We start from the raw sequence: 19493 nt of genomic DNA on the forward strand, positions 1-19493 counted from the left end.
AAGGTTTATATAGAAGGACAAACATAGAATCAGCTGACTATGAGTCAGCGAATGCAACAGGGACAGCCGATGATCGTAATGAGCGAGGACTCCCAGCGCGTCAAAGACCAGGACGCGCAGGACTACAACATCAGCGCCGCTCGAGCGGTCGCCGAGGCCGTTCGCTCGACGCTCGGTCCGAAAGGAATGGACAAGATGCTCGTCGACTCGATGGGCTCGGTCACCATCACGAACGACGGCGTCACCATCCTCAAGGAGATGGACATCGACAACCCGACGGCCGAGATGATCATCGAAGTCGCCGAAACGCAGGAGGACGAAGCCGGTGACGGCACAACGACCGCCGTCGCCATCGCGGGCGAACTCCTCAAGAACGCCGAGGACCTGCTCGAGCAGGACATTCACCCGACGGCCATCATCAAAGGGTTCCACATGGCCGCAGAGCAGGCTCGAGCGGAAGTCGACGATATCGCCGAAGACATCGACCCCAGCGACGAAGAACTCATCCGCAAGACAGCGGAAACCTCGATGACCGGCAAAGGTGCCGAGGTCAACAAAGAGCACCTCTCGCAGCTCATCGTGGATGCTGTCTCCGGCGTCACCGTCGAAACGGACGACGGCGAGAACGTCGTCGACCTCGAGTTCCTCAACATCGAGACCCAGACGGGCCGAGCCGTTGGCGAATCCGACCTCCTCGAGGGCGGCATCGTCGACAAGGACCCGGTCCACGACAACATGCCGACCGACGCCGAGGACGCGAACATCCTCCTGCTGAACGAACCGATCGAGATCGAAGAGACCGATGTCGACACCGAAGTCTCCGTCACGGATCCGGACCAGCTCCAGAAGTTCCTCGACCGTGAGGAAGAACAGCTCAAGGAGAAGGTTCAGCAGATCGTCGACCTCGATGCTGATGTCGTCTTCTGTCAGAAGGGAATCGACGACCTCGCACAGCACTACCTCGCCAAAGAGGGTATCCTCGCCGTTCGCCGCGCGAAAAAGAGCGACCTCGAGTTCCTCTCGGAAGTCGTCGACGCGGCCGTCGTCTCGGACCTCGCAAGCGCGAGCACCGAGGACCTCGGCTTCGGTGACGTCACCCGAGACGAGGAAGACGAACTGTTCTACGTCGAAGGGGAGGACGCCCACGGCGTTACCCTCCTGCTTCGCGGCTCGACCGACCACGTCGTCGACGAACTCGAGCGCGGCGTCAACGACGCGCTCGATGTCGTCGCACAGACCGTCTCCGACGGCCGCGTTCTGGCCGGCGGCGGCGCGATCGAGGTCGAACTCGCCTCGCGTCTGCGCGACTACGCTGACTCCGTTTCCGGACGCGAACAGCTCGCCGTCGAGGCGTTCGCAGACTCCCTCGAGCTCGTCCCGCGCGTGCTCGCGGAAAACGCCGGCCTCGACAGCATCGACACGCTCGTCGACCTCCGCGCGGCCCACGAGGACGGCGACGTTACGGCCGGTCTGAACGTCTTCTCGGGCGACGTCGAGGACACCTTCGACGCCGGTGTCGTCGAGCCAGCCCACGCGAAAGAACAGGCCGTGACCTCCGCGAGCGAGGCAGCGAACCTCGTGCTCAAGATCGACGACATCATCTCCGCCGGCGACCTCTCGACCGACAAGGGCGACGACGAGGGTGGCGCACCCGGCGGCGCAGGCGGCATGGGCGGCATGGGCGGCGGCATGGGCGGCATGATGTGAACTCGGCCCAAAGCCTATCCCATCCCTTGACCAACGGCAGAGCACACGACTGACCGTTTCGGACATTTTTGCGAGCGTGGATAGTTGCCGATCGAGCGGTGAGCCAGTTCTTTTATTCTTGCCCACGATAGACTGGTATGGCCTATCAAACCACGATCGGCTGGTCGCTCGTCTCCTCGGGGCTCGTCACGCTCGTGCTGTTCGTCCTCCCCGGCGATTCACTGTGGTGGGGGATCGGACTGCTCGTGCTCGGAGTACTCGTATTATACATCCGGTGAGCGCGCTCGTTCTCGAAAATGGGACTGGTGAACGAGTCACACGAGGAGTGACTTGAGGCGAGCGACAGAGACGAGACGCTCTGGGCTCGCAGGCAGATGATCGGAAGTCAGTAGTGGGTGTATCGAGGAGAAATTCGGTACGCAGGTCTCAGCAGGATTACTCGTCTTCGCGAACCTCGAGTTCGAACTGTTCGTTCTCCGAGACCGAGTTGAGGACGACGCTCGTGTTCGAGGCTTTGATGTCTGGATCGGTCAGCAGGGCTTTGATCTGTTCGTTCATTCCGTCGGTGTCGACGAACTTGGTGGAGCGCTCGAAAGAAAGTGGAAATGCTGCGAAAGCCGGACGAAGTCCGGTAGTTAGTGGTCGTTAGTTCTGACGTCGGAGTGCGAGCATCGCGGCACTGACGAGTGCGACGAGTGCGACAGCAACGCCGAAGCCAGGTGCTCCGTCGCCATCGCCTTCGCCGTCGTCACCGTCGTCGGAGGATCCTTCGTCATCGGAGGATCCTTCGTCATCGGAGGAGCCCTCATCGTCAGAGGAGCCCTCGTCGTCGGAGGATCCTTCGTCATCGGAGGAGCCTTCCTCGTTGACGGTCAGCGTACCGTCGTCGGTGGCCTCGAAGTCACCATTTTCGACGGTGATGGTGTAGTCGTGGTCACCTGCTGGAAGGTCCTCGACGGACATCGTGAACTCTGCCGAGCTGTCTGCGTCGATGTCGACAGACTCCATGACTTGCTCATCGCCAACCTCGAGCGTGACGTTGGCGCTGGTGTCTTCGCCTTCGTAGTTCTCGACGGTCACGTCGAATTCGGCGGTGTCGCCGACCGTGATGTCGTCAGCACTGCTGTCGACGCCGAGTCCTTCTTCGTCGGACTCGTCAGTGCTTTCGACGAGTTCGATGTCTTCGACGGTGTCGTCAGTGCTGAGCGGACCTTCCGCGTTGAGGTCGAACATCGATCCGACCTGTTCTGCGCTCAGGTCGAACGAGGCTTCGAAGGTGCCGTCAGCGGCAACTTCTGGGTCGTCCGACTCGAGGAAGCCGCCTTCCTCGTTTGGCGAGTCAGCTTCCGTGGTGATCTCCGTACCAGGTGCGAGGTTCGTCGTACCCGTCGCGTTCGATTCCGCGTTTGCGGGCATCTCGCTTACATCGTCCCACTCGAGATCAGCTTCTTCGAAGGTGAACTCGCTCTCAGTGGAGTAATCCTCACTGAGGATGTTGCTGTTATCGGCGTCAATGGAGAAGTTGATGTCGTAGGATTTGTCGTTGACATCGAAGCCATTGCCTTCGTAGTTGACCTTGAAGATCAGGTCGCCAGCAAGCTCCTCGTTGGTGTCGTACTCATCAGTGTCGATGAGTGACTCGACATTCAGCATTTGGCCAGCATCGCTATCCTCCTTCGCGTTGTAACTGGTGTTCCAGTAGTTGGCGTCACCAACAGCACCGGCATCCTGCTCACTGATGTTCAGGGCAAGGCCAGTCTGGTCGAAGAAAGCTTCATCAAGTCCGCCTGCCTCGTTAAGGGACTCGATCGAGCCATTCGCGCCAAAGTCCTCAACGGTCACGAAGAGGTGGTCACCAGTGTCGGCGTCTGTCGTTGCGATGGTGTCCGTTTCGGTGACAGTTGCGTCTTCGAAGTCGCCGAAGTTGTCAACCGTCGTGTCGCTTGGGGCCGTCTGGATGACGGTATCGCCCGGCGCAGACCGCTGTTCGATCACGAACGTTGCGCGGTCGTTGCTTTCGTCAAGGAAGTCAGCCGCACCGTAATCGACTGCGCTTGTCGTATCATCAGCGGTGGAGCCGACTTCAACGTCCCAGTTTGCGTTTGGCAGGGCTTCGCCCTCGCTGAGTTCAGTACTGACGTTGTAGCCGGTAATGCTTGCGTTGTATGCGTTGAATCCGACATCTGCGGCAGCCGTATCAACACCGCTGGAATCGTAATCCTCGCCGAAGGATGGCGAGTCACCAACACCGCCTGCGTTGTAGGTGTTGTATTCGAGGACAACCTCGTCGTTATCGGTGTCGTAGTCGCCAAGGGTCAGGTTTGCAACGTGGCCCTCTGCGTTGTCACCGACGGAGACTGCGACCTCGTCCGTGTTTGCGACATCGATCGTGATGTTGCCGATGTCACCCTCTTCGATGGTGTCAATGTCGATGATTTCGGCTTCCTGCGAGTCGTCAGTGATTTCGACGGTTGCGTTGTCTGAAGCGATCGAGTCAGTGTTCGAGAAGTCGAATTCGACTTCGTCGCCTGCGTCGACATCAACGCTATCGAAGTTTGCCTCGAGTGCACCGTCGCCTTCACCGAGCTGTTCGATGGTCAGGACGTCGTCATCATCGTGCACTGCATCCTCACTGGTATGGAGGGCGGTGTAGTTACCATTGTCACTGAAGATTTCGTGGAGATCCTCTCCATCGAATTCCTCAGAGGTGACGTTTACCGTCTGGTAGTTACGGTCGGATGCGAAGTCGACGGGAACAGTGCCATCTTCTGCGGCTGTTCCGTCGAACTCAACATTAAGATCCTCGGACACGAGGTTGAAGACCGCGTTACCCTCAGCATTCGAGTTTGAAAGGTCGTTCAGGTGATAGAAGGTGTCCGCCTCGAGATCAGAGGTATCGAAGCTGACCTCACCATCTTCACTCTGGGCCTCATCAACGACCTCAGCGTCTTCGTTTGTTGAATCAAGTCCCTGACGGAGTTGGACGTTATTCTCCGTCTCTACGGTGAATTCTTGGCCGACCCAAATCTGGTCATTTACGTCTGCTTCAGCTGGACTATCAAATGTCGGTCCTTCATCGTATGTCTCTTCATTGATTGCTGCTGCAGCACCGCCCGCAAACGCTGCGGACGCGGCAACAACCGAGAGGACCAACATTGCGGCAAGGAACAGTGAACGTCCCTTTTCGCGATACGTTGTTTCGTTCGTCATTTATGTTGTCTTGTTGTTTCGTTTGGTTGGTTAGCGCGCGATTCAACCGGTCAGGCGACCGTTACCGGCTTCCGACCTACATGTCATCGGTGAACGACTCAGCCTACCGGGTAGGGGTATATGGGGAATTTCGATGGTTCGTAATAAGTCTTCTTGTGCTATAGGTCCGATTTCGGGAGCGTTGTAAGTAGCGATTAAACGGTTTCAAACGGCGTCTCGAGCCCTCGAGCGCTAATATACGAAATATACCCATATTTGCATGAGAAGGTCTGGCAATGGTGACTACCACCGTCGGTAATATGTTGAGCGCGAGAAAGTGCCATGGAAAATAGGCGGTAGAGCCCCTATAACGCCCGAACTGATCGAGCCGACTCACGCGCGAATCTCGAGACGGCCTGTAGACCGACCCTCGTGGAGGGCCTAAGTCGAGTAATAATGATTGTTCGCACGCGTGGGAACGAACGGTTCACTCGAGTTACACCGGATTACGATCGGTTAAACGCAGTAAACAGCTATTTTCGGCTGGCGAAACTCGCTGGTTCGGCCTGCGAGTCGCTCGAGGGTGTCGTATCGAATCGACCGATTCTGCCACGATAACGCGTTTGAGACGACGGTTGCACGCGGCGAAAATACTGAGTGAGGGTATAGCTGGCCCGAAGGAAACACGGGTACCTAGTGAGACAGGACACTCTCTGCAACCATAATTTCCGCCTCGAAGCAGTAATTATATGTCACTACAGGTCAACGAGTCGAACGGAAGCCACCGAACAGCGCATGTGGGCGTTTCCGTTGAAATGCCCCGGGTGCTAGCCCACCCGAGACGTGGCTTCCAACCCTATGGAGGGTGGTTGCCATGATTGGATATCTTCTCCGCGGGCTTAAACATCCCGTCCGACAGACGAATCGAAGTCGACGACTGCACTCGAGGCCCACGCCGTCCCCCACCGCCGCTCGAGCGGGGGTGACCGACGAGTGAGCGCGCTCGAGCCGAGCCTGACCGTGGCCGTGGTCCGGGCGCTCGAGGCCCACGGCCTCGGGTGTGAGGAGTACCGACTCGCCGACGCGTTCGATCCCGACGCCCTCGAGCGGCTGGTGGCCTCCGCCGACGCGGTGGAGGTCCGACTCGAGGTGGCGGGGCGCGGACTGGTCGTCACCGACGAGGAAATTCGGGTGCTCGAGGAATGACCGGCGCGGAATCGGGCGACGAAGCCGGCGGTTCGGAACCGGAGCCCAAGCCCTGCCCCCACTGCGGCGTGGAAGTGACGGCCGTGATTCAACTCATCCCGTCGGCCCACCACGCCTATCCCTGCGGCTGTGCAGTTCGGGGTGATCTGCTCGAGTAACAACCTGAATCGGAACTGAGACGACTCGCGACTGTGCTGCGTTTTCCTGGCGGTCGTTGTTCACAATACGGTCAGCGGATCCCGAAGCGTCACCTGATCGGCGACTCGTTTTCGCGTCGCAATATCGAGAACGATTTGTCGGAGCTTTCGATCACCCGTCACCAACTGGACGGGCGTCTCCTGTGCTAACTCGCAAACGAGCGCCGGGAGGTACTGATCAGCCTTCACCTCGTGTTCCGGAAGCGAGTCGCTTGCGATCCGCCGACGCGCCTCGTCAATCACGTCACTCGAGGTTGCGTAATCGGGAGCGAGAACACTGAGATACCCCGCATCGACGAGTTGTTGGATCGACTGTGCGGATGCTCGATGATTCGAGGGCGCGTCCTCGTTTTCGAGAACGTCGTCGACGAGTTCTCGTTTCACCGACTGTGGCAGGATAACCGAGACGCCGTCTTCGACAGTATCTCGAACGCGATCGGCAAACGCGCGACCGTGCATAATGATCGCATTCGCATCGAGCACGATCACGGTCATCGTGTTAGCAACTCGAGTTCCTGAGCGACTCGCAGGAAGTCTGCGTGACGCATTCCGACCGCATCGCTCGCCTCGCGATAGGTCAGTTCACCGGCTTCGACCGACTCCCACACGTCGAGGACCGCATCGATGCAATCGTCACCGTACGTCTCGAGGGCGTACTCGATCGTTTCCGATTCGGACTCGACCGCGTTTGCGATCGAGGTCAACGAGAGTTGCAAGTCGAACTCTATCGGTGCGTATCGGGCTGGCTTGCCACCGATTCGTTCGAGGAGACCGGCTGCGTGCAGATCGCGACAGTATTCGTGCGCTGTCGTATGTGCGATATCGAGATCCGCTTTGAGTTCCGTCACCGTGAACTCGTCTCGGTCAGCGGCGTACCCCAAAATCTCGAGTTTCCGGTCGTTCGCGAGTTGTTCGAAGACTGTTTGTAACCGCTTTCTCGAGAGCGGCGTGTCGTCAGTGACGCTCATTTCTATTCTATGTATATACGCATGGTTCGAATGAACAAAGAACTTCGGTTAAGCTCTCTGGACGATAGGTGTGTTCTGATCCTACTTAGCAAACCGACCAACAGGGTACGTTCACCAGTGAGAAGCCAATTGACTATCCGAATCGTTACAACACGTTGGCCAGTCTTACTCCGCGTACACGCAGGCCTCGAGATACGACTCGACTTCCGCGCGAACGTCCTCGACCCACTCGTCGTCCTCGCTTGTCGAGCGCCGAACGATGATTCCGTTGATCAGCGTGGTGATCGTCGCCGCGACCCCCTCGGGATGACACGGCTGGAAGACGCCCTGTTCGACCCCCGCCTCGACGATATCGACGACCAGGTCCTCGAACACGTCGTCGCTCCGGTTGAAGTGCGATCGGTACGCCTCGTCGTGGGTCGCCTGCGCCCGGAGTTCGAACAGCGCGGCCAGCGACTGGCGCTCGTCGTCGTCGATGCTCCGCTCGAAGAGCCGATCGACCACCTCCTCGAGAGCGGCTCGAGGGTCCTCGATCGGTCCCTCGAGCGTCTCCGTGCGAAACGACTCGAGCATGAACTCGAGGGTCTCGAGGACCAGGTCGTCCTTCCCGTCGTAATGGTGGTAGATCAGCGACTGGCTCTTTTCGAACTCGTCGCCGATCTTGTCGATCGTCAGATCCGCGTACCCGTACTCGAGCAACGTCGAGAGCGTCGCGGCCATGATCTCCTCGCGGGTGTTCGAGGGGTTCTCGAGGATACTATCGGGCATCGAGCCCCCGTCGGCGCAGTCCGTCCTCGCCGCGCCCGCTCGTGTTCCGCCGGTAACCGCCTCGAGCGGCGGTCGGTAACTGTCCTCTGTCGTGCATACCATCGTGGACGAGATGGGAGATCAAAAAGTAGTTGATTGAACGTTCAATCAGAAGGCCTATAACCGCGCTGTTACGATATCGGGTAATGACAGACATTCATCGGCGGCGGAAAGTATCTCTGAGTGAACTGGCGATGAGTGGCGCATTCTTACGAGCAGGCGACCACCAGAGGGGGGCGTGAAACCATGGGTGTAAGACGTCGATCGGTCGTTGCGATTACGTTTGTTTTGCTGGTCGGAGCGAGCCTGACTGTGGGACCACTCGGCGCGCTCGCACAGGACAGCGGAGCAGGCGGTGGTGCCAGCGGCTACGTCCCGCCGGATCGAGGCCACCCGGACCTATCCGCGAACCTCCCCGATAACGAGGTCGGGACGGGAACGATAGAAGAACTCCAGTTCGAGATCACTAACGACGGAGAGATCATCTCCGGGTCCGGTTCGGGCGTCACCGACGCCCAAAGCGTCAGCGTCGAGATGGACGACGACGGACCGTTCGAGGCCCAGATGGACGAGGTCTCGATCGGAGCCGTTCAGGACGGCGGCGTTGCCGAGGCGGTGTTCCCGGTGGCCGTCCCCGATGACATCGAATCCGGCGAGTACGAGGTGAACCTCGACATCAGCTACACGTACGCCGAGAAGATCGGGTCCGACGGCAGCGTCGACCGCGAGCGCGAAACCGAATCCGTCGACGTCACCGTCGAGGTCCCCGACGAACCGCGCTTCGAGGTCGCCGACGTGAATACCGACGTCGAACCCGGCGCAAGCGGCGATGCGATCCTCGAGATCGAGAACACGGGGACGAAAGCCGCCAACGAGACTCGAGCGACGATCACCGGCGGTGGCGGCGTCGTCGTCGACGGCGAGGCCGCACGGGAAGTCCTCGGCGACATCGGCCCTGGGGAGTCGGCCACCGCGGTCGTCAACGTGCAGGTCAATAAGGCGACCAGTTCCGGCGAGAAGCCACTCGACCTCGAGTTTACCTACCGCGACGAAAATGGGGTCAAAAAGGAAGCACAATCCGTAACCGCGAGTCTCGCCCCCGCCGACGAACAGGAGTTCTCCATCCAGAATGTAGAGAGCGATCTCTCGGTCGGCTACGAGGGAGACATCAGCGGACAGGTCCGCAACGACGGCCCACAGACGGTCGACGACGCCGTTCTGGTCGTCGAACCGATGAGCGAAACGGTGTTCATCGAGGACACCCGCTACGCGCTTCCCGAAATCGCGCCGGGCGAGACCGCCGACTTCACCTACCCGACCGACGTCAGTGGCGAAGCCGACGGCGGCGCTCGCCAGCTTCGGTTCACCGTCGAATACATGGGCGGCGACGACACGCCGCTCGAGGACGGCCCGCTCTCAGAGCGTGTGATCGTCGAGGACAGGCAAGACGGGTTCTCGATCAGCGGCGACAACGCCTCGGTCGAGCAGGGCGAGAGCAACGAGGTCGCACTCGAGATCACCAACGAGCGCTCGGAGACGCTCTCGAACATCAACGCGATGTTGTACACCAGCGGCGAACTCGGTACCGACGACGACGAGGCGTTCGTCGACGAACTCGCGCCCGGCGAGTCCGCGGAGATTACCTTCGACGTCTCGGCGACGAGCGCCGCGTCTGCGAAGACCCACCCGGTCGAACTGGACTTCCAGTACGACACCGAAAGCGGCGAGACCATCGTCTCCGACACCTACCAGCATCCGATCGAGGTCACCGAGAGCGAGGACGATGGCGGCGGAATTACGGGGACGCTCGTCGGTATTCTGGGCGCGCTCGCCGTTGCGGGCGTCGGAATCACGATCTGGTGGCGACGAGGGTAACTAGATGAGTGAGTCCGATCGCCCCGACGACCGTGCCAGCGACGCCCCCGGCGACCGAGCGGACGCGCTCGCCAGCGACGGCGGCCGCTCCGGCGAGGGGGAAGACGCCACGAGCCGCGCGAGCGGACTTGTCGGCTCGCTGACCGACCGGCTCGGGAGCGGCGGTTCGGACGACGGCGAAATGGATCCGTTCACGAAGCGAATCAATCCCCTCATCTCGAAGCGTCCGTGGACGATCGTCGTCGTCTTTCTCCTGCTGACCGGCGTCTTCCTGGCCGGTGCGGGCATGGGCGGCGGCGAGTCCGAAGCCGGCACCGACCAGTTCGCAGACGACACCGCGGAGTCGGAAGCCTACGAAGACATTCAAGACGAGTTCCGCGAATCGGGCCACCAAGGGGGTGGGACGACCGCTCAGTTGTTCATCGAAGACGAGCGCAACGTGCTCTCGCAACCGAACCTCCTGCGGATGCTCGAGTTCCAGGAGGAGCTCGATACCCGCGAAGCGCTCCGCGTCGAATCCTCGACCAGCCCGGCGTCGCTGATCGCCCAGCAGCTCGATCCCGAGGCGACGACTGCCGAGGAACAGTATCGAGCGGTCGAGGCAGCCTCGGCCAGCCAACTCGAGCGGGCGATCGCGGACGCCGACGAGGCGGCCGGGCTCCCGGTGAGCACGGACTTCACCCCGGAGTCGGCGGAAGCTGACGTCGCGCAGGTTGCGATCACCTACGACACCCCGCCGATGGCCGACACGGACGACACCGCGGAGTTACAACACGAGACCGAAGCCGTCGCCGACGAGATCGACGGCTTCGAGAGCGGCGAGAACGTGATCGTCTTCGGGAACGCTATCATCGAAGAAGAGACCGTCCAGCTGTTGAACGATACCGCGATTGTCGTCTTCCCGGCCGCGATCGTGCTCATCCTGTTCTTCTTGCTTGTGGCCTACCGGGATCCGATCGATCTCGGGCTCGGGCTCGTTTCGCTGCTGATGGCGATGATTTGGACGTTCGGGTTCATGGGATTCTCGGGGATCGCGTTCTCCCAGTCGTTGCTCGTGGTCTTTCCCTTACTGTTAGCGGTCGGGATCGACTTCGGGATACACATCATCAATCGCTACCGCGAGGAACGTGCCGAGGGTGTACCGATCGGCGAGTCGATGACGCTGACGACGAAGCAGTTGACGGCGGCGTTTCTCATCGTGACGCTGACGACCGTCTTCGGCTTCGCGTCGAACCTCGTCAGTTCGATGAGCGGGATGCAGGACTTCGCCATCGTCGCCTCCGCCGGGATGCTCTTTACGTTCCTCATCTTCGGCGTCTTCCTCCCCGCTTGCAAGGTCGGCTTCGACCGGCTCCGAGAGGGGACCCGTTTCCCGCAGTTCGGAACCACGCCGATGGGCAGTGAAGGCTCCGTCCTGGGCAAAATACTCCCCGTCGGCGTTCGGATCGCTCGAGTCGCGCCCGTGATCTTTCTGATCACCATGCTCGTCGTCGGTGGCGGCGTGGCCGCCTATGGGACCGGCGTCGACACCGAGTTCGATCAGGAGGCCTTTTTCCCCGAACAGGATCGCCTCGATCAGTACGAGCAACTGCCCGGGCCGCTCGCGCCCGCCGATTACACCTTCATGACCGTCCTCGATTACATGGAGGAGGACTTCGATCGAGGGATGCAGAGTTCGGTGACGATCTACGTCGAGGACGGGGATTTACGATCCGACACTGCACTCAAGGATATCGACCGCGCGCTCGAGAACCCGCCCGACGAGTTCCGGCGCGACGGACGGACGGCCGACGCGGACAGCATCGTCTCGGTCGTCGAGACCCGGGCCGCACAGGATCCCGAGTTCGACGCGGTCGTCACCCGGTACGATTCGAACGGCGACGGAATCCCCGACCGAAACGTCGACGCCGTCTACGACGAACTGTTCGCCTCCGACGCGGGCGGCGAGGCGAGTCAGTACCTCACGAGCGACCGCGGCTCGAGCCGAATCAACATCATGATCGACGTCGACGCCGATCAGGCGGAAGCCGTCGACGCCGCCCAGCAGACCGCAAGCGACATGGAGATGGACGCGACGGCGACGGGACAGCTGGTCATCTTCGAGTCCGTCATCGAGGAGACGACCCAGTCGTCGATCAACAGCCTCGTGGTCGCGTTCCTCCTGACGACGATCTTCCTCGTGCTCGCCTACTGGTGGCTCGAGGGGCGGGCGATCTACGGGGTGCTCAACCTCGTGCCGGTGTTGATCACGGTCGCGTTGCTCGCCGGGTCGATGCGACTGTTCGACATTCCGCTGAGCCCGATCAACGCGCCGATCCTCTCGGTCTCGATCGGGCTCGGGGTGGACTACACGGTTCACTTCATGCACCGGTTCGTCGACGAGTTCGAGGACGGCAACGGCGTCCACGAGGCGTTGCTCACCACCGTCCGCGGAACGGGCGGTGCCCTCACCGGCAGCATGCTCACGACCGTCTGCGGACTTGGGGTGCTCTATCTCGCCTTGATCCCGCTGATCATGGAGTTCGGCCTGCTGCTCGCGCTGGGCGTGTTCTACGCCTGCTTTACGTCCCTGCTCGTGCTCCCCTCCGTGATCGTCGTCTGGGATCGCCTCGAGAACGGAACGATGAGCCTCCCCTCGCTCGGCTAGAGGCTCTCGGGCTGGTGCGTATCCCGTCTCGACACCCGATCGGCGGACCGCGCGTGCGAGTGAAGAGGAAGTGCTTTGCGGCTGGAAAAACGAGATCTGACATCACATGGTGGATCGTCGCGACGTGTTGAAACTCACCGGTGCAGTGGCGACGGTCGGGACGGCGGGCTGTCTCGAGATTCTCGCGTCGGCCTCCGAGGAACAGCCGCCCGCGTACAGAGACCACATCGTCACCGACGAGGACGGCTGGGTCGGGTTCGGCTACGTCGACTGGGACGAACTGACGTCGATAAGCGGTGCCGGTGCGGGCGAACGCGAGTACACCATCGAACTCGACGCTGCTGAGGTGATGCACGGCTATCCTCTCGAAGGAGTGCTCGCGCTTACCGACCGACTTACCGTCGAACTCGCCGGCTCGGGGCTCGACGATCTGCTCCGACCGTACCCGGTTCTGGAGGGGGTCAACGCCGATACCTCCGACCGCGAGGAGTCGACATCGTTCGACTCGACGGTCGACGCGGTCATGACCGTCAACGAATCACTGCTCGTCCGCGGTTCGATCGACGTCGAGGAGATCGCGACCCACGTCACCGAATCCGTCGAGGGAGACACCGTCCGGCGCGAGTACGAACGGAGCGGCGAACGGAACGGGTACGACGTGTTCGTTCCGGTCGAGAGCGATCCCTCACTCGGGACGCCCGCACTCGCTGTCGGCGAGGAAGAGATACTCGCCGCCGGCGGCGAGAGCGGGATCGAGTCGGGGTCGCCGGCCCTCGAGACGATAACCGACGACGGCGATCGAGCGGTCGAGGAGATCGACGCCTTCGGGTGGCTGTTAGATCACGCAGGAGCGGGACAGGTCATCTTCGGCGGCTACGGCGAATCGACGAGTTTCCCGCCGGACCCGAGCGAACACTGGGGTAACGTCGATCCGATCGCCGAGTCGTTCACCCAGTTCGTCGACGCGAAAGGGGCCGTGGGCTCGCTTACGTTCGAGAACGACGCGACGACGAGCGCGGCGCTCGCGATCGACTACCAGTACGATACGATCGACGACAGCTACGCGGCCGCGCTCAGGGGACGGCTCGCCTCGAGCGCGAGCGACCGGTCGATCGAGGTGGACGGCGAAGACCACCGCGTCCGGGCGTCGGCGACCTGGGCCGACGGCGGCAGAGACGGCGGAAACGAGTCGGTCCAGCAGTAAGAGCCAGCGCGCGTTCTGTCGGCGGGCGACTCCGATCGATCGCCCTCGAGCATTCGAACCTGAACCATGCGCGTTCGTCCACCGCCATCGACAAAATTCGCAGCGACCGTGAGCCGTCGTTCGACAGTCGTATGTCATCAGATGCCGTGATACTCTCCTGCCAGTTTCGGTCCGAATCGCAACTGTTAAGGATGTTTTAGGCATCCCTAAATATGGAATGGCAGGATCGAATTCGGCTGAAATGGGGCCGATCGTCCGCGACCGGGACGGGTGGGTGACCAGGCCGCTCCTCCTCTTTTGTCTGACAAGTACGCTGATCACCATCGTCGCCGGGTTCGTTCAGGTCAACTTTGGAACGTACTCGATGACGACGCTCGAGGTCGCTCGAGCGGTGACCGAGCCGACGATCCTGTTCAACCTCGACGCCTGGACCGGCTTTCTGTTCGGGACCGAACTTCCCGAGATGGAACCGGGAGAACTCATCGTCTGGACCATCCGCCTCCCGCGCGTGTTCGTCGCGATCATCGCCGGCGCGACGCTCGCGGTCTCGGGTGCGATCTTTCAGGCGGTCACGCGCAACGAACTCGCGAGTCCGTTTATTCTCGGGGTCAGTGCCGGTGCCGGGTTTGCCGTCCTCGCGACCCTGGTCGTCTTCAGCGGACTGGCGCCGTTTCTCCCGTTCATCGCGGCAATCGGCGGAACGGTCGCGTTCCTAATCGTCTACGTGATCGCGTGGAAGAACGGAACGAGCCCGGTTCGGCTCGTCCTCGCCGGCGTCATCGTCAACATGGTTTTTCAGTCCCTCCAGCAGGGATTGTTCTTCTTCGCCGACGACCTCGGCATCGTCCAGACTGCGATCTCGTGGCTCACCGGTTCGCTCACCGGCACCGGCTGGCCGGAGGTCAGAATCGCGATCCTGCCGGCCACGCTGGCGATCGCGATCGCGCTCGCTGGCTCGAGACAGCTCAATCTCCTGTTGCTCGGCGAACAGACCGCTCGCTCGCTCGGTATGCGCATCGAGTTGGTTCGGTTTTTGCTGTCGGCCGTCGCAATCTTGGCGGCCAGCGTCGCCATCTCCGTCGCGGGAATCGTCAGTTTCTTCGGGCTCGTCGTCCCCCACATCGTTCGAAACACGATCGGTGGCGACTACCGACAGCTGATGATCGGCTGTCTGTTCGCCGGGCCGGCGCTGATGGTCACCGCCGACGTCGGCGCGCGTCTCGCACTCGGCGGCACACAGATGCCGGTCGGCGTCGTCACCGGCCTGATCGGCGGCCCGTACTTCCTCTATCTGATGCGAAAACAGCGTTCGATGGGTGAACTCTAATGAACCGAGGCAACGCAAACGACGGACGGACCGCGACCTCCGAGTCGACGGACGCACAGGCGGCTAACGACCGATCGACAACTTCGACAGACCCAAACTCGATGCAGGACGGGTCGTCCGGGGAGTACGAACGCACGCGTGAGCAGGCGATCGACGAGGACGGCGTCGTCGTCGACAGCGCCCTCGCCGGCGATCGACTCGAGTTGAGCTACCCGACGGCCGAGGAGACGATCGTCGACTGCGAGCGCCTCGACATCCCCGAGGGGGAAGTCACCGCGCTCGTCGGCCCCAATGGAAGCGGCAAGAGTACGCTGTTGAAGGCGCTCTCGAGCCACCTCGAGCCCGAGGAAGGCGTCGTCAGGCTCCGCGGCGACGAGCTCCAGTCGTTCGGGCAGAAAGAACTCGCGCGCAAGCTGGGACTACTCTCCCAGGAAAACGATCCGGTCGGAAGCATCACCGTCGAAGACCTGGCCTACTACGGCCGGTACCCACACCGCGGGTTCTTCGAGGGCATCTCCGCGGAAGACCGCGAGGCGGTCGACCGGGCGATCGATCTCGCCGGCGTCGACCACCTTCGAGACACGGAACTGGGCCAGCTCAGCGGCGGGCAGAAACAGCTCGCCTGGATCGCGATGGTGCTGGCCCAGGATACCGACATCCTGTTGCTCGACGAGCCGACCACGTTTCTTGACCTCCACCACCAGTTTCGCGTCCTCGAGACGGTTCGCCAGCTCAACGAGCAAAAGGACGTCACCGTCGCGGTCGTCTTACACGATATCTCACAGGCAGCGCGCTTTGCGGACTACCTGATCGCGCTCCACGACGGCGTGCTCTACGACTGGGGGCCGCCCGAAGAGATCGTGACCGAACAGCTTCTGGCGGACGTCTTCGGCGTCGAAGCGAGCGTCCAGTACGATCCCGAGATCCAGATTCTACCCAAGCGTGCGCTCTCGGAGCGACGACGGTAGCCGGCCTTGAGCCGCGAGCCGCGGTAGATTCTCATCGCAGCCCCTCAACCGGTTCGTAAGCGATGGCAGCCCCGATCGCAGAGATACCTCGCGGATGCCACTTCCAACAAGTACACAACGACGGGGCGAGTGAGAATCGACAATGGACGTTCGGTCGCTCGCGCCGTACCGGTTGTCGAAACCCGAGATCGCGGTTTTCGTCTCGGGTATCGTCAGTATGGGTATCGAGATCCTCGCGGGGCGAGTTATCGCTCCCCAGTTTGGAAGCAGCATCTACACCTGGGGCAGCATCATCACCGTCTGTCTGGCCGCGCTCAGTCTCGGCTACTGGCAGGGCGGGAGGCGAGCGGAGCGCGCGACCACCCGGGAGATGTCCTGGATCCTCTTCGGGACGGCGATCTACATCGCCGTGTTGATCTACGGGAGCGATCTGCTCTTGACCTACACGTCGACGATACCGCTTGGCGCGCGCTACGCGTCCCTGCCGGCGGTCACCGCCCTATTCGGTCCGCCGACGTACCTGCTCGGCTTTATCAGCCCGTACGCGGCGGAACTCAGTCACAAGGAGGGGATCGGCGAAGCCTCGGGCCACGTCTACGCCGTCGGCACCATCGGGAGCATCCTCGGGAGCACGGCCACGACGTTCGTGTTGATTCCCGAGTTCAGTATCGAAACGATCAGCCTGCTTTTCGGCTTCCTCCTCGTCGTGACCGCGTTCGCGCTCACGCTCCCAGACGTCTCCCGGTCTACGACCGGTGCAACGGTGCTCGTCTCCCTGCTGCTTGTCGGCTCGCTGGTCGGTAGTGCGAGCGCGTTCGACCACAGAGGCGACGTGGTCTACCAGACCCAGACTGACCAGCAGCAACTCGAGGTGATCGACGACGGAGACACCCGAACCATGTACCTCGACGGTGCCAGACACAGCGCGATGGACCTCGAGAAGCCGGATCAACACGTCTTCGAGTACACGAAGTACTTCAACCTCCCGATGGCGATGACCGACGATATGGACGAAGTCGATAACGTCCTGTTCATCGGCGGGGGTGGGTACACCGGCCCCAAGGAGTTCGAAGACGAGTACGATGTCGACGTCGACGTGGTGGAAATAGACGGCGAAGTGACCGACGCCGCCGAGGAGTACTTCCGACTCGAGCACGGCGAGAACATGACCAGCTACGAGGAGGACGGTCGAAGCTTCCTCGAGGACGCACCCGACGACGAGTACGACGTGATCGTCCTCGACGCCTACAAGAAAGAACAGGTCCCCTTCCACTTGACGACCGTCGAGTTCATGGAACTGGTCTCCGATCGACTCACCGATGACGGAATCCTCCTCGCGAACGTCATCTCCGGGCCGAGCGGCTCCGCGGGGGAGTTCTACAGGGCCCAGTACAAGACCGCCGAGCAGGTCTTCCCCGACGTCTATAGCTTTCGAACGTCGAACTCGAGTAACATACAGAACATCGAACTCGTCGCGACGAACGAGGAGACCGACTTCACGCAGGCGGAGTTACAGCGCCGAAACGACGAGCGCGATCTGCCCGTCGATCTCGAGCCGGCTATCGACAACTACATGGACGAACCCGAAACCGGCGATGCGCCGGTGTTGACGGACGACCACGCCCCCGTCGACAGACTGCTCGATCCGATGGTCGGCCAGCGATACATCATCGAGGAATCGGACGGCTCGACGAGCGCCACCCAGACCGAGACCCCGGCGTCGATCGGCGCACGACCGGCAGTTGCATCCGGATAGGGCCCCGATCTGCGGTGTTAGAGCCTGGATAGGATCTCGATCCGCAATCGTTCTCTCGAGCGCTGGGCGTGACAGCCACGCACTCGTCTGTGTTACGAGCACAAACAGGACGGATCGAGAAACAGCAAAACAACACGTGAGCGTCGTTAGCGACGGTTTCGAGCGCGAACTCGAATCATCCAAAGCATGTAGTAGTCACTCTTAGGTCCATCCCGGCCGAACGGTCGGTGTGAAGGATCTCTCCCCGTCGCAGCCACCGACGATTCTCCTCGTCGAGGACAATCCCGGAGACGTGCGGCTGACCCAGGAAGCGTTCGAACGGTCCGCGTTCGATGCGACGATAGAGAGCGTCACGAGCGGCGAGGAAACTCTGTCGTATCTGGACAGGTGTGGCGACTCCCGACCGTACCCGCAGCTGTTACTGCTGGATCTCAATCTCCCGAAGACCGACGGATTCGCGGTCCTCGAGAAACTCAGAGAGAACGGCGATCACCCCCGGATTCCGATCCTCGTTCTCACGAGTTCGAACGCCGACGAGGACATTCTCAAGAGCTACGAACTGTCCGCCAACGCCGTTCTTCGAATTCGGTCCCTTGCTTCTCCGAAAACGTTTCCCAGATGTTGGTCCCGAGGAGTTCGTTTTCGTCCAACCCGAGAATTTCCGCGGCCCGTTCGTTGACGTACGTAAACTCCCATTCCTCGTCGAGCGCGAGGAATCCGTCGGTGATGCGACCGTAAATCTCCGAGAGTTCCGTCGCGAGTTCGTCCGTGCGACGCTCGAGTCGCCGTTCGCGTTCTTTGAGGTCCGTAACGTCTTCGCCCGTTGCGACGACGCGGTCGACACGCCCCTCGTCGGTCAGCAGCGGCGACGTACTGACGGACAACCACCGCTGGTCCCCCTCTTGTCGTTCGACGCGCAGTACTCGATCGGAGATCGCCTCTCCCGTCCTGACAGTTTCGATAGGGGGGTGTTCGTCCTCGGAGAGTCGTCTGCCGTCTTCCGTGTACGCGGTCCGCTCCGACGGGGAAAACTCGCCGATGTCATCGATATCGAGGAGGTGCCGTCCCCTGTCGTTTACCCTCGTGACCTCCCCGTTTCCGTCGAGCACCATGATTCCGACGGGGCTCGTCTCGAGGATTCGGTCGGTCAGATTGCGCTCACGCTCGAGTTGCGCTTCGCGGTTTCGAAGCCGCCGCTCGGTCCGCTTTCGGTCCGTGATGTCTCGGACAACCCCGACGGTCCCCGTGAACGAATCGCCGTCGAAAAGGAGACTCAGTCGAATTTCGCAAGCGAACGTCCCGCCGGTCGCCGTTCGGGCTGTACACTCGAACCGTTCGGTGGGCTCTCGGTCTGCTGTCAGTCGCCCGTGAATCTCGCGTTCGATTCGTTCGATGTCCTGCGAGTCGAGCAGCAGCGATGCAGACTCTCCGAGGAGTCCCGCGCGGTCGTAACCGGTCATCTCACAGATGACGTCGTTGACGGCGACGAAATGACCCTCCGCGTCGACCTGGTAAATTCCATCGTCGACCGTATTAACGAGCGTTCGATAGCGTTCGAGCGTTTCTCCGCCAGGACTTTCCGCCCAGAAAGCATATTCACGAGCGCTTCCCTGTCGACTCATAAAGCGAAGGTGGGTATCGA

Annotated in this window: 15 protein-coding genes and 2 pseudogenes; 11 read left to right on the plus strand and 6 right to left on the minus strand. The window is 61.3% G+C overall.

Annotation, left to right across the window (positions count from 1 at the left end):
- Positions 1-51 precede the first annotated feature (51 nt).
- On the plus strand, positions 52-1707 hold the full coding sequence (thsB, locus tag EL22_RS10355) for a thermosome subunit beta (RefSeq protein ID WP_050051433.1): 1656 nt from the start codon (positions 52-54) through the stop codon (positions 1705-1707).
- A 137-nt stretch (positions 1708-1844) separates the two neighbouring features.
- Positions 1845-1985, plus strand: a complete 141-nt coding sequence (locus tag EL22_RS18045; protein ID WP_197075887.1) for a hypothetical protein — start codon at positions 1845-1847, stop codon at positions 1983-1985.
- A 157-nt stretch (positions 1986-2142) separates the two neighbouring features.
- On the opposite strand, the pseudogene EL22_RS16070 reads toward EL22_RS18045, so the two are convergent.
- Positions 2143-2286 (minus strand): annotated as a pseudogene (locus EL22_RS16070) (Lrp/AsnC family transcriptional regulator); the annotation flags it as partial.
- Positions 2287-2352: 66 nt separating this feature from the next.
- Positions 2353-4917, minus strand: a complete 2565-nt coding sequence (locus EL22_RS10360; protein ID WP_050051434.1) for a BGTF surface domain-containing protein — start codon at positions 4915-4917, stop codon at positions 2353-2355.
- Between the two features lie 972 nt (positions 4918-5889).
- Between EL22_RS10360 and EL22_RS10365 the strand changes: the two genes are divergently transcribed.
- Positions 5890-6102: a hypothetical protein gene (locus tag EL22_RS10365; RefSeq protein ID WP_050051435.1), complete on the plus strand. Its 213-nt coding sequence runs from the start codon at positions 5890-5892 to the stop codon at positions 6100-6102.
- Positions 6099-6260 (plus strand): hypothetical protein, encoded by a 162-nt coding sequence (locus tag EL22_RS18050; RefSeq protein ID WP_197075888.1) that lies wholly within the window; start codon positions 6099-6101, stop codon positions 6258-6260. Before EL22_RS10365 ends, EL22_RS18050 begins: the two co-directional genes overlap by 4 nt.
- Positions 6261-6320: 60 nt before the next feature.
- Here the strand turns inward: EL22_RS18050 and EL22_RS10370 are convergent, their stop codons facing one another.
- The 3 genes from EL22_RS10370 to EL22_RS10380 all read right to left on the minus strand — a co-directional run bounded on the left by EL22_RS10370 (position 6321) and on the right by EL22_RS10380 (position 8137).
- Entirely contained in the window at positions 6321-6794 is a 474-nt protein-coding gene (locus EL22_RS10370; protein ID WP_050051436.1) for a hypothetical protein, read from the minus strand.
- Positions 6791-7267: a helix-turn-helix domain-containing protein gene (locus EL22_RS10375; RefSeq protein ID WP_050051437.1), complete on the minus strand. Its 477-nt coding sequence runs from the start codon at positions 7265-7267 to the stop codon at positions 6791-6793. Before EL22_RS10375 ends, EL22_RS10370 begins: the two co-directional genes overlap by 4 nt.
- 165 nt (positions 7268-7432) lie before the next feature.
- Entirely contained in the window at positions 7433-8137 is a 705-nt protein-coding gene (locus EL22_RS10380; RefSeq protein WP_231587927.1) for a TetR/AcrR family transcriptional regulator, read from the minus strand.
- 249 nt (positions 8138-8386) lie between these two features.
- Here EL22_RS10380 and EL22_RS10385 point away from each other — a divergent pair, with 249 nt between their 5' ends.
- The 7 genes and pseudogenes from EL22_RS10385 to EL22_RS19305 all read left to right on the plus strand — a co-directional run.
- Complete coding sequence (locus EL22_RS10385; protein WP_197075889.1) at positions 8387-9949, plus strand: COG1361 S-layer family protein; 1563 nt, start codon at positions 8387-8389, stop codon at positions 9947-9949.
- Between the two features lie 4 nt (positions 9950-9953).
- Positions 9954-12596, plus strand: a complete 2643-nt coding sequence (locus tag EL22_RS10390; protein ID WP_050051439.1) for an RND family transporter — start codon at positions 9954-9956, stop codon at positions 12594-12596.
- A gap of 106 nt (positions 12597-12702) precedes the next feature.
- Positions 12703-13800, plus strand: coding sequence for a hypothetical protein (locus EL22_RS10395; protein WP_050051440.1), 1098 nt, complete (start codon positions 12703-12705; stop codon positions 13798-13800).
- 217 nt (positions 13801-14017) lie between these two features.
- Positions 14018-15127, plus strand: a complete 1110-nt coding sequence (locus EL22_RS10400) for an iron ABC transporter permease (protein WP_050051441.1) — start codon at positions 14018-14020, stop codon at positions 15125-15127.
- Between the two features lie 101 nt (positions 15128-15228).
- Positions 15229-16095, plus strand: coding sequence for an ABC transporter ATP-binding protein (locus EL22_RS10405; protein ID WP_050051555.1), 867 nt, complete (start codon positions 15229-15231; stop codon positions 16093-16095).
- A 142-nt stretch (positions 16096-16237) separates the two neighbouring features.
- The gene (locus EL22_RS10410) at positions 16238-17851 is read left to right on the plus strand and encodes a spermidine synthase (protein WP_050051442.1); all 1614 of its coding nucleotides are present in this window, start codon (positions 16238-16240) and stop codon (positions 17849-17851) included.
- A 292-nt stretch (positions 17852-18143) separates the two neighbouring features.
- Positions 18144-18371, plus strand: a pseudogene (locus EL22_RS19305) (response regulator); the annotation flags it as partial.
- Between the two features lie 25 nt (positions 18372-18396).
- Here EL22_RS19305 and EL22_RS10415 read toward each other — a convergent pair.
- On the minus strand, positions 18397-19473 hold the full coding sequence (locus EL22_RS10415; protein ID WP_050051443.1) for a PAS domain S-box protein: 1077 nt from the start codon (positions 19471-19473) through the stop codon (positions 18397-18399).
- Positions 19474-19493: the final 20 nt, after the last annotated feature.

Source organism: Halostagnicola sp. A56 (genome assembly GCF_000691505.1).
Lineage (GTDB): Archaea > Halobacteriota > Halobacteria > Halobacteriales > Natrialbaceae > Halostagnicola.

What these genes read in the sequence shown, in the direction of transcription:
- EL22_RS10395 (WP_050051440.1), top strand. Translation starts at nt 12,703, where the DNA reads ATGGTGGATCGTCGCGACGTGTTGAAACTCACCGGTGCAGTGGCGACG.
- thsB (WP_050051433.1), top strand. Translation starts at nt 52, where the DNA reads ATGCAACAGGGACAGCCGATGATCGTAATGAGCGAGGACTCCCAGCGC.
- EL22_RS10380 (WP_231587927.1), bottom strand. Translation starts at nt 8,137, where the DNA reads ATGGTATGCACGACAGAGGACAGTTACCGACCGCCGCTCGAGGCGGTT.
- EL22_RS10410 (WP_050051442.1), top strand. Translation starts at nt 16,238, where the DNA reads ATGGACGTTCGGTCGCTCGCGCCGTACCGGTTGTCGAAACCCGAGATC.
- EL22_RS10375 (WP_050051437.1), bottom strand. Translation starts at nt 7,267, where the DNA reads ATGAGCGTCACTGACGACACGCCGCTCTCGAGAAAGCGGTTACAAACA.
- EL22_RS10360 (WP_050051434.1), bottom strand. Translation starts at nt 4,917, where the DNA reads ATGACGAACGAAACAACGTATCGCGAAAAGGGACGTTCACTGTTCCTT.
- EL22_RS10415 (WP_050051443.1), bottom strand. Translation starts at nt 19,473, where the DNA reads ATGAGTCGACAGGGAAGCGCTCGTGAATATGCTTTCTGGGCGGAAAGT.
- EL22_RS18050 (WP_197075888.1), top strand. Translation starts at nt 6,099, where the DNA reads ATGACCGGCGCGGAATCGGGCGACGAAGCCGGCGGTTCGGAACCGGAG.
- EL22_RS10370 (WP_050051436.1), bottom strand. Translation starts at nt 6,794, where the DNA reads ATGACCGTGATCGTGCTCGATGCGAATGCGATCATTATGCACGGTCGC.
- EL22_RS10405 (WP_050051555.1), top strand. Translation starts at nt 15,229, where the DNA reads ATGCAGGACGGGTCGTCCGGGGAGTACGAACGCACGCGTGAGCAGGCG.
- EL22_RS10390 (WP_050051439.1), top strand. Translation starts at nt 9,954, where the DNA reads ATGAGTGAGTCCGATCGCCCCGACGACCGTGCCAGCGACGCCCCCGGC.
- EL22_RS18045 (WP_197075887.1), top strand. Translation starts at nt 1,845, where the DNA reads ATGGCCTATCAAACCACGATCGGCTGGTCGCTCGTCTCCTCGGGGCTC.
- EL22_RS10400 (WP_050051441.1), top strand. Translation starts at nt 14,018, where the DNA reads ATGGCAGGATCGAATTCGGCTGAAATGGGGCCGATCGTCCGCGACCGG.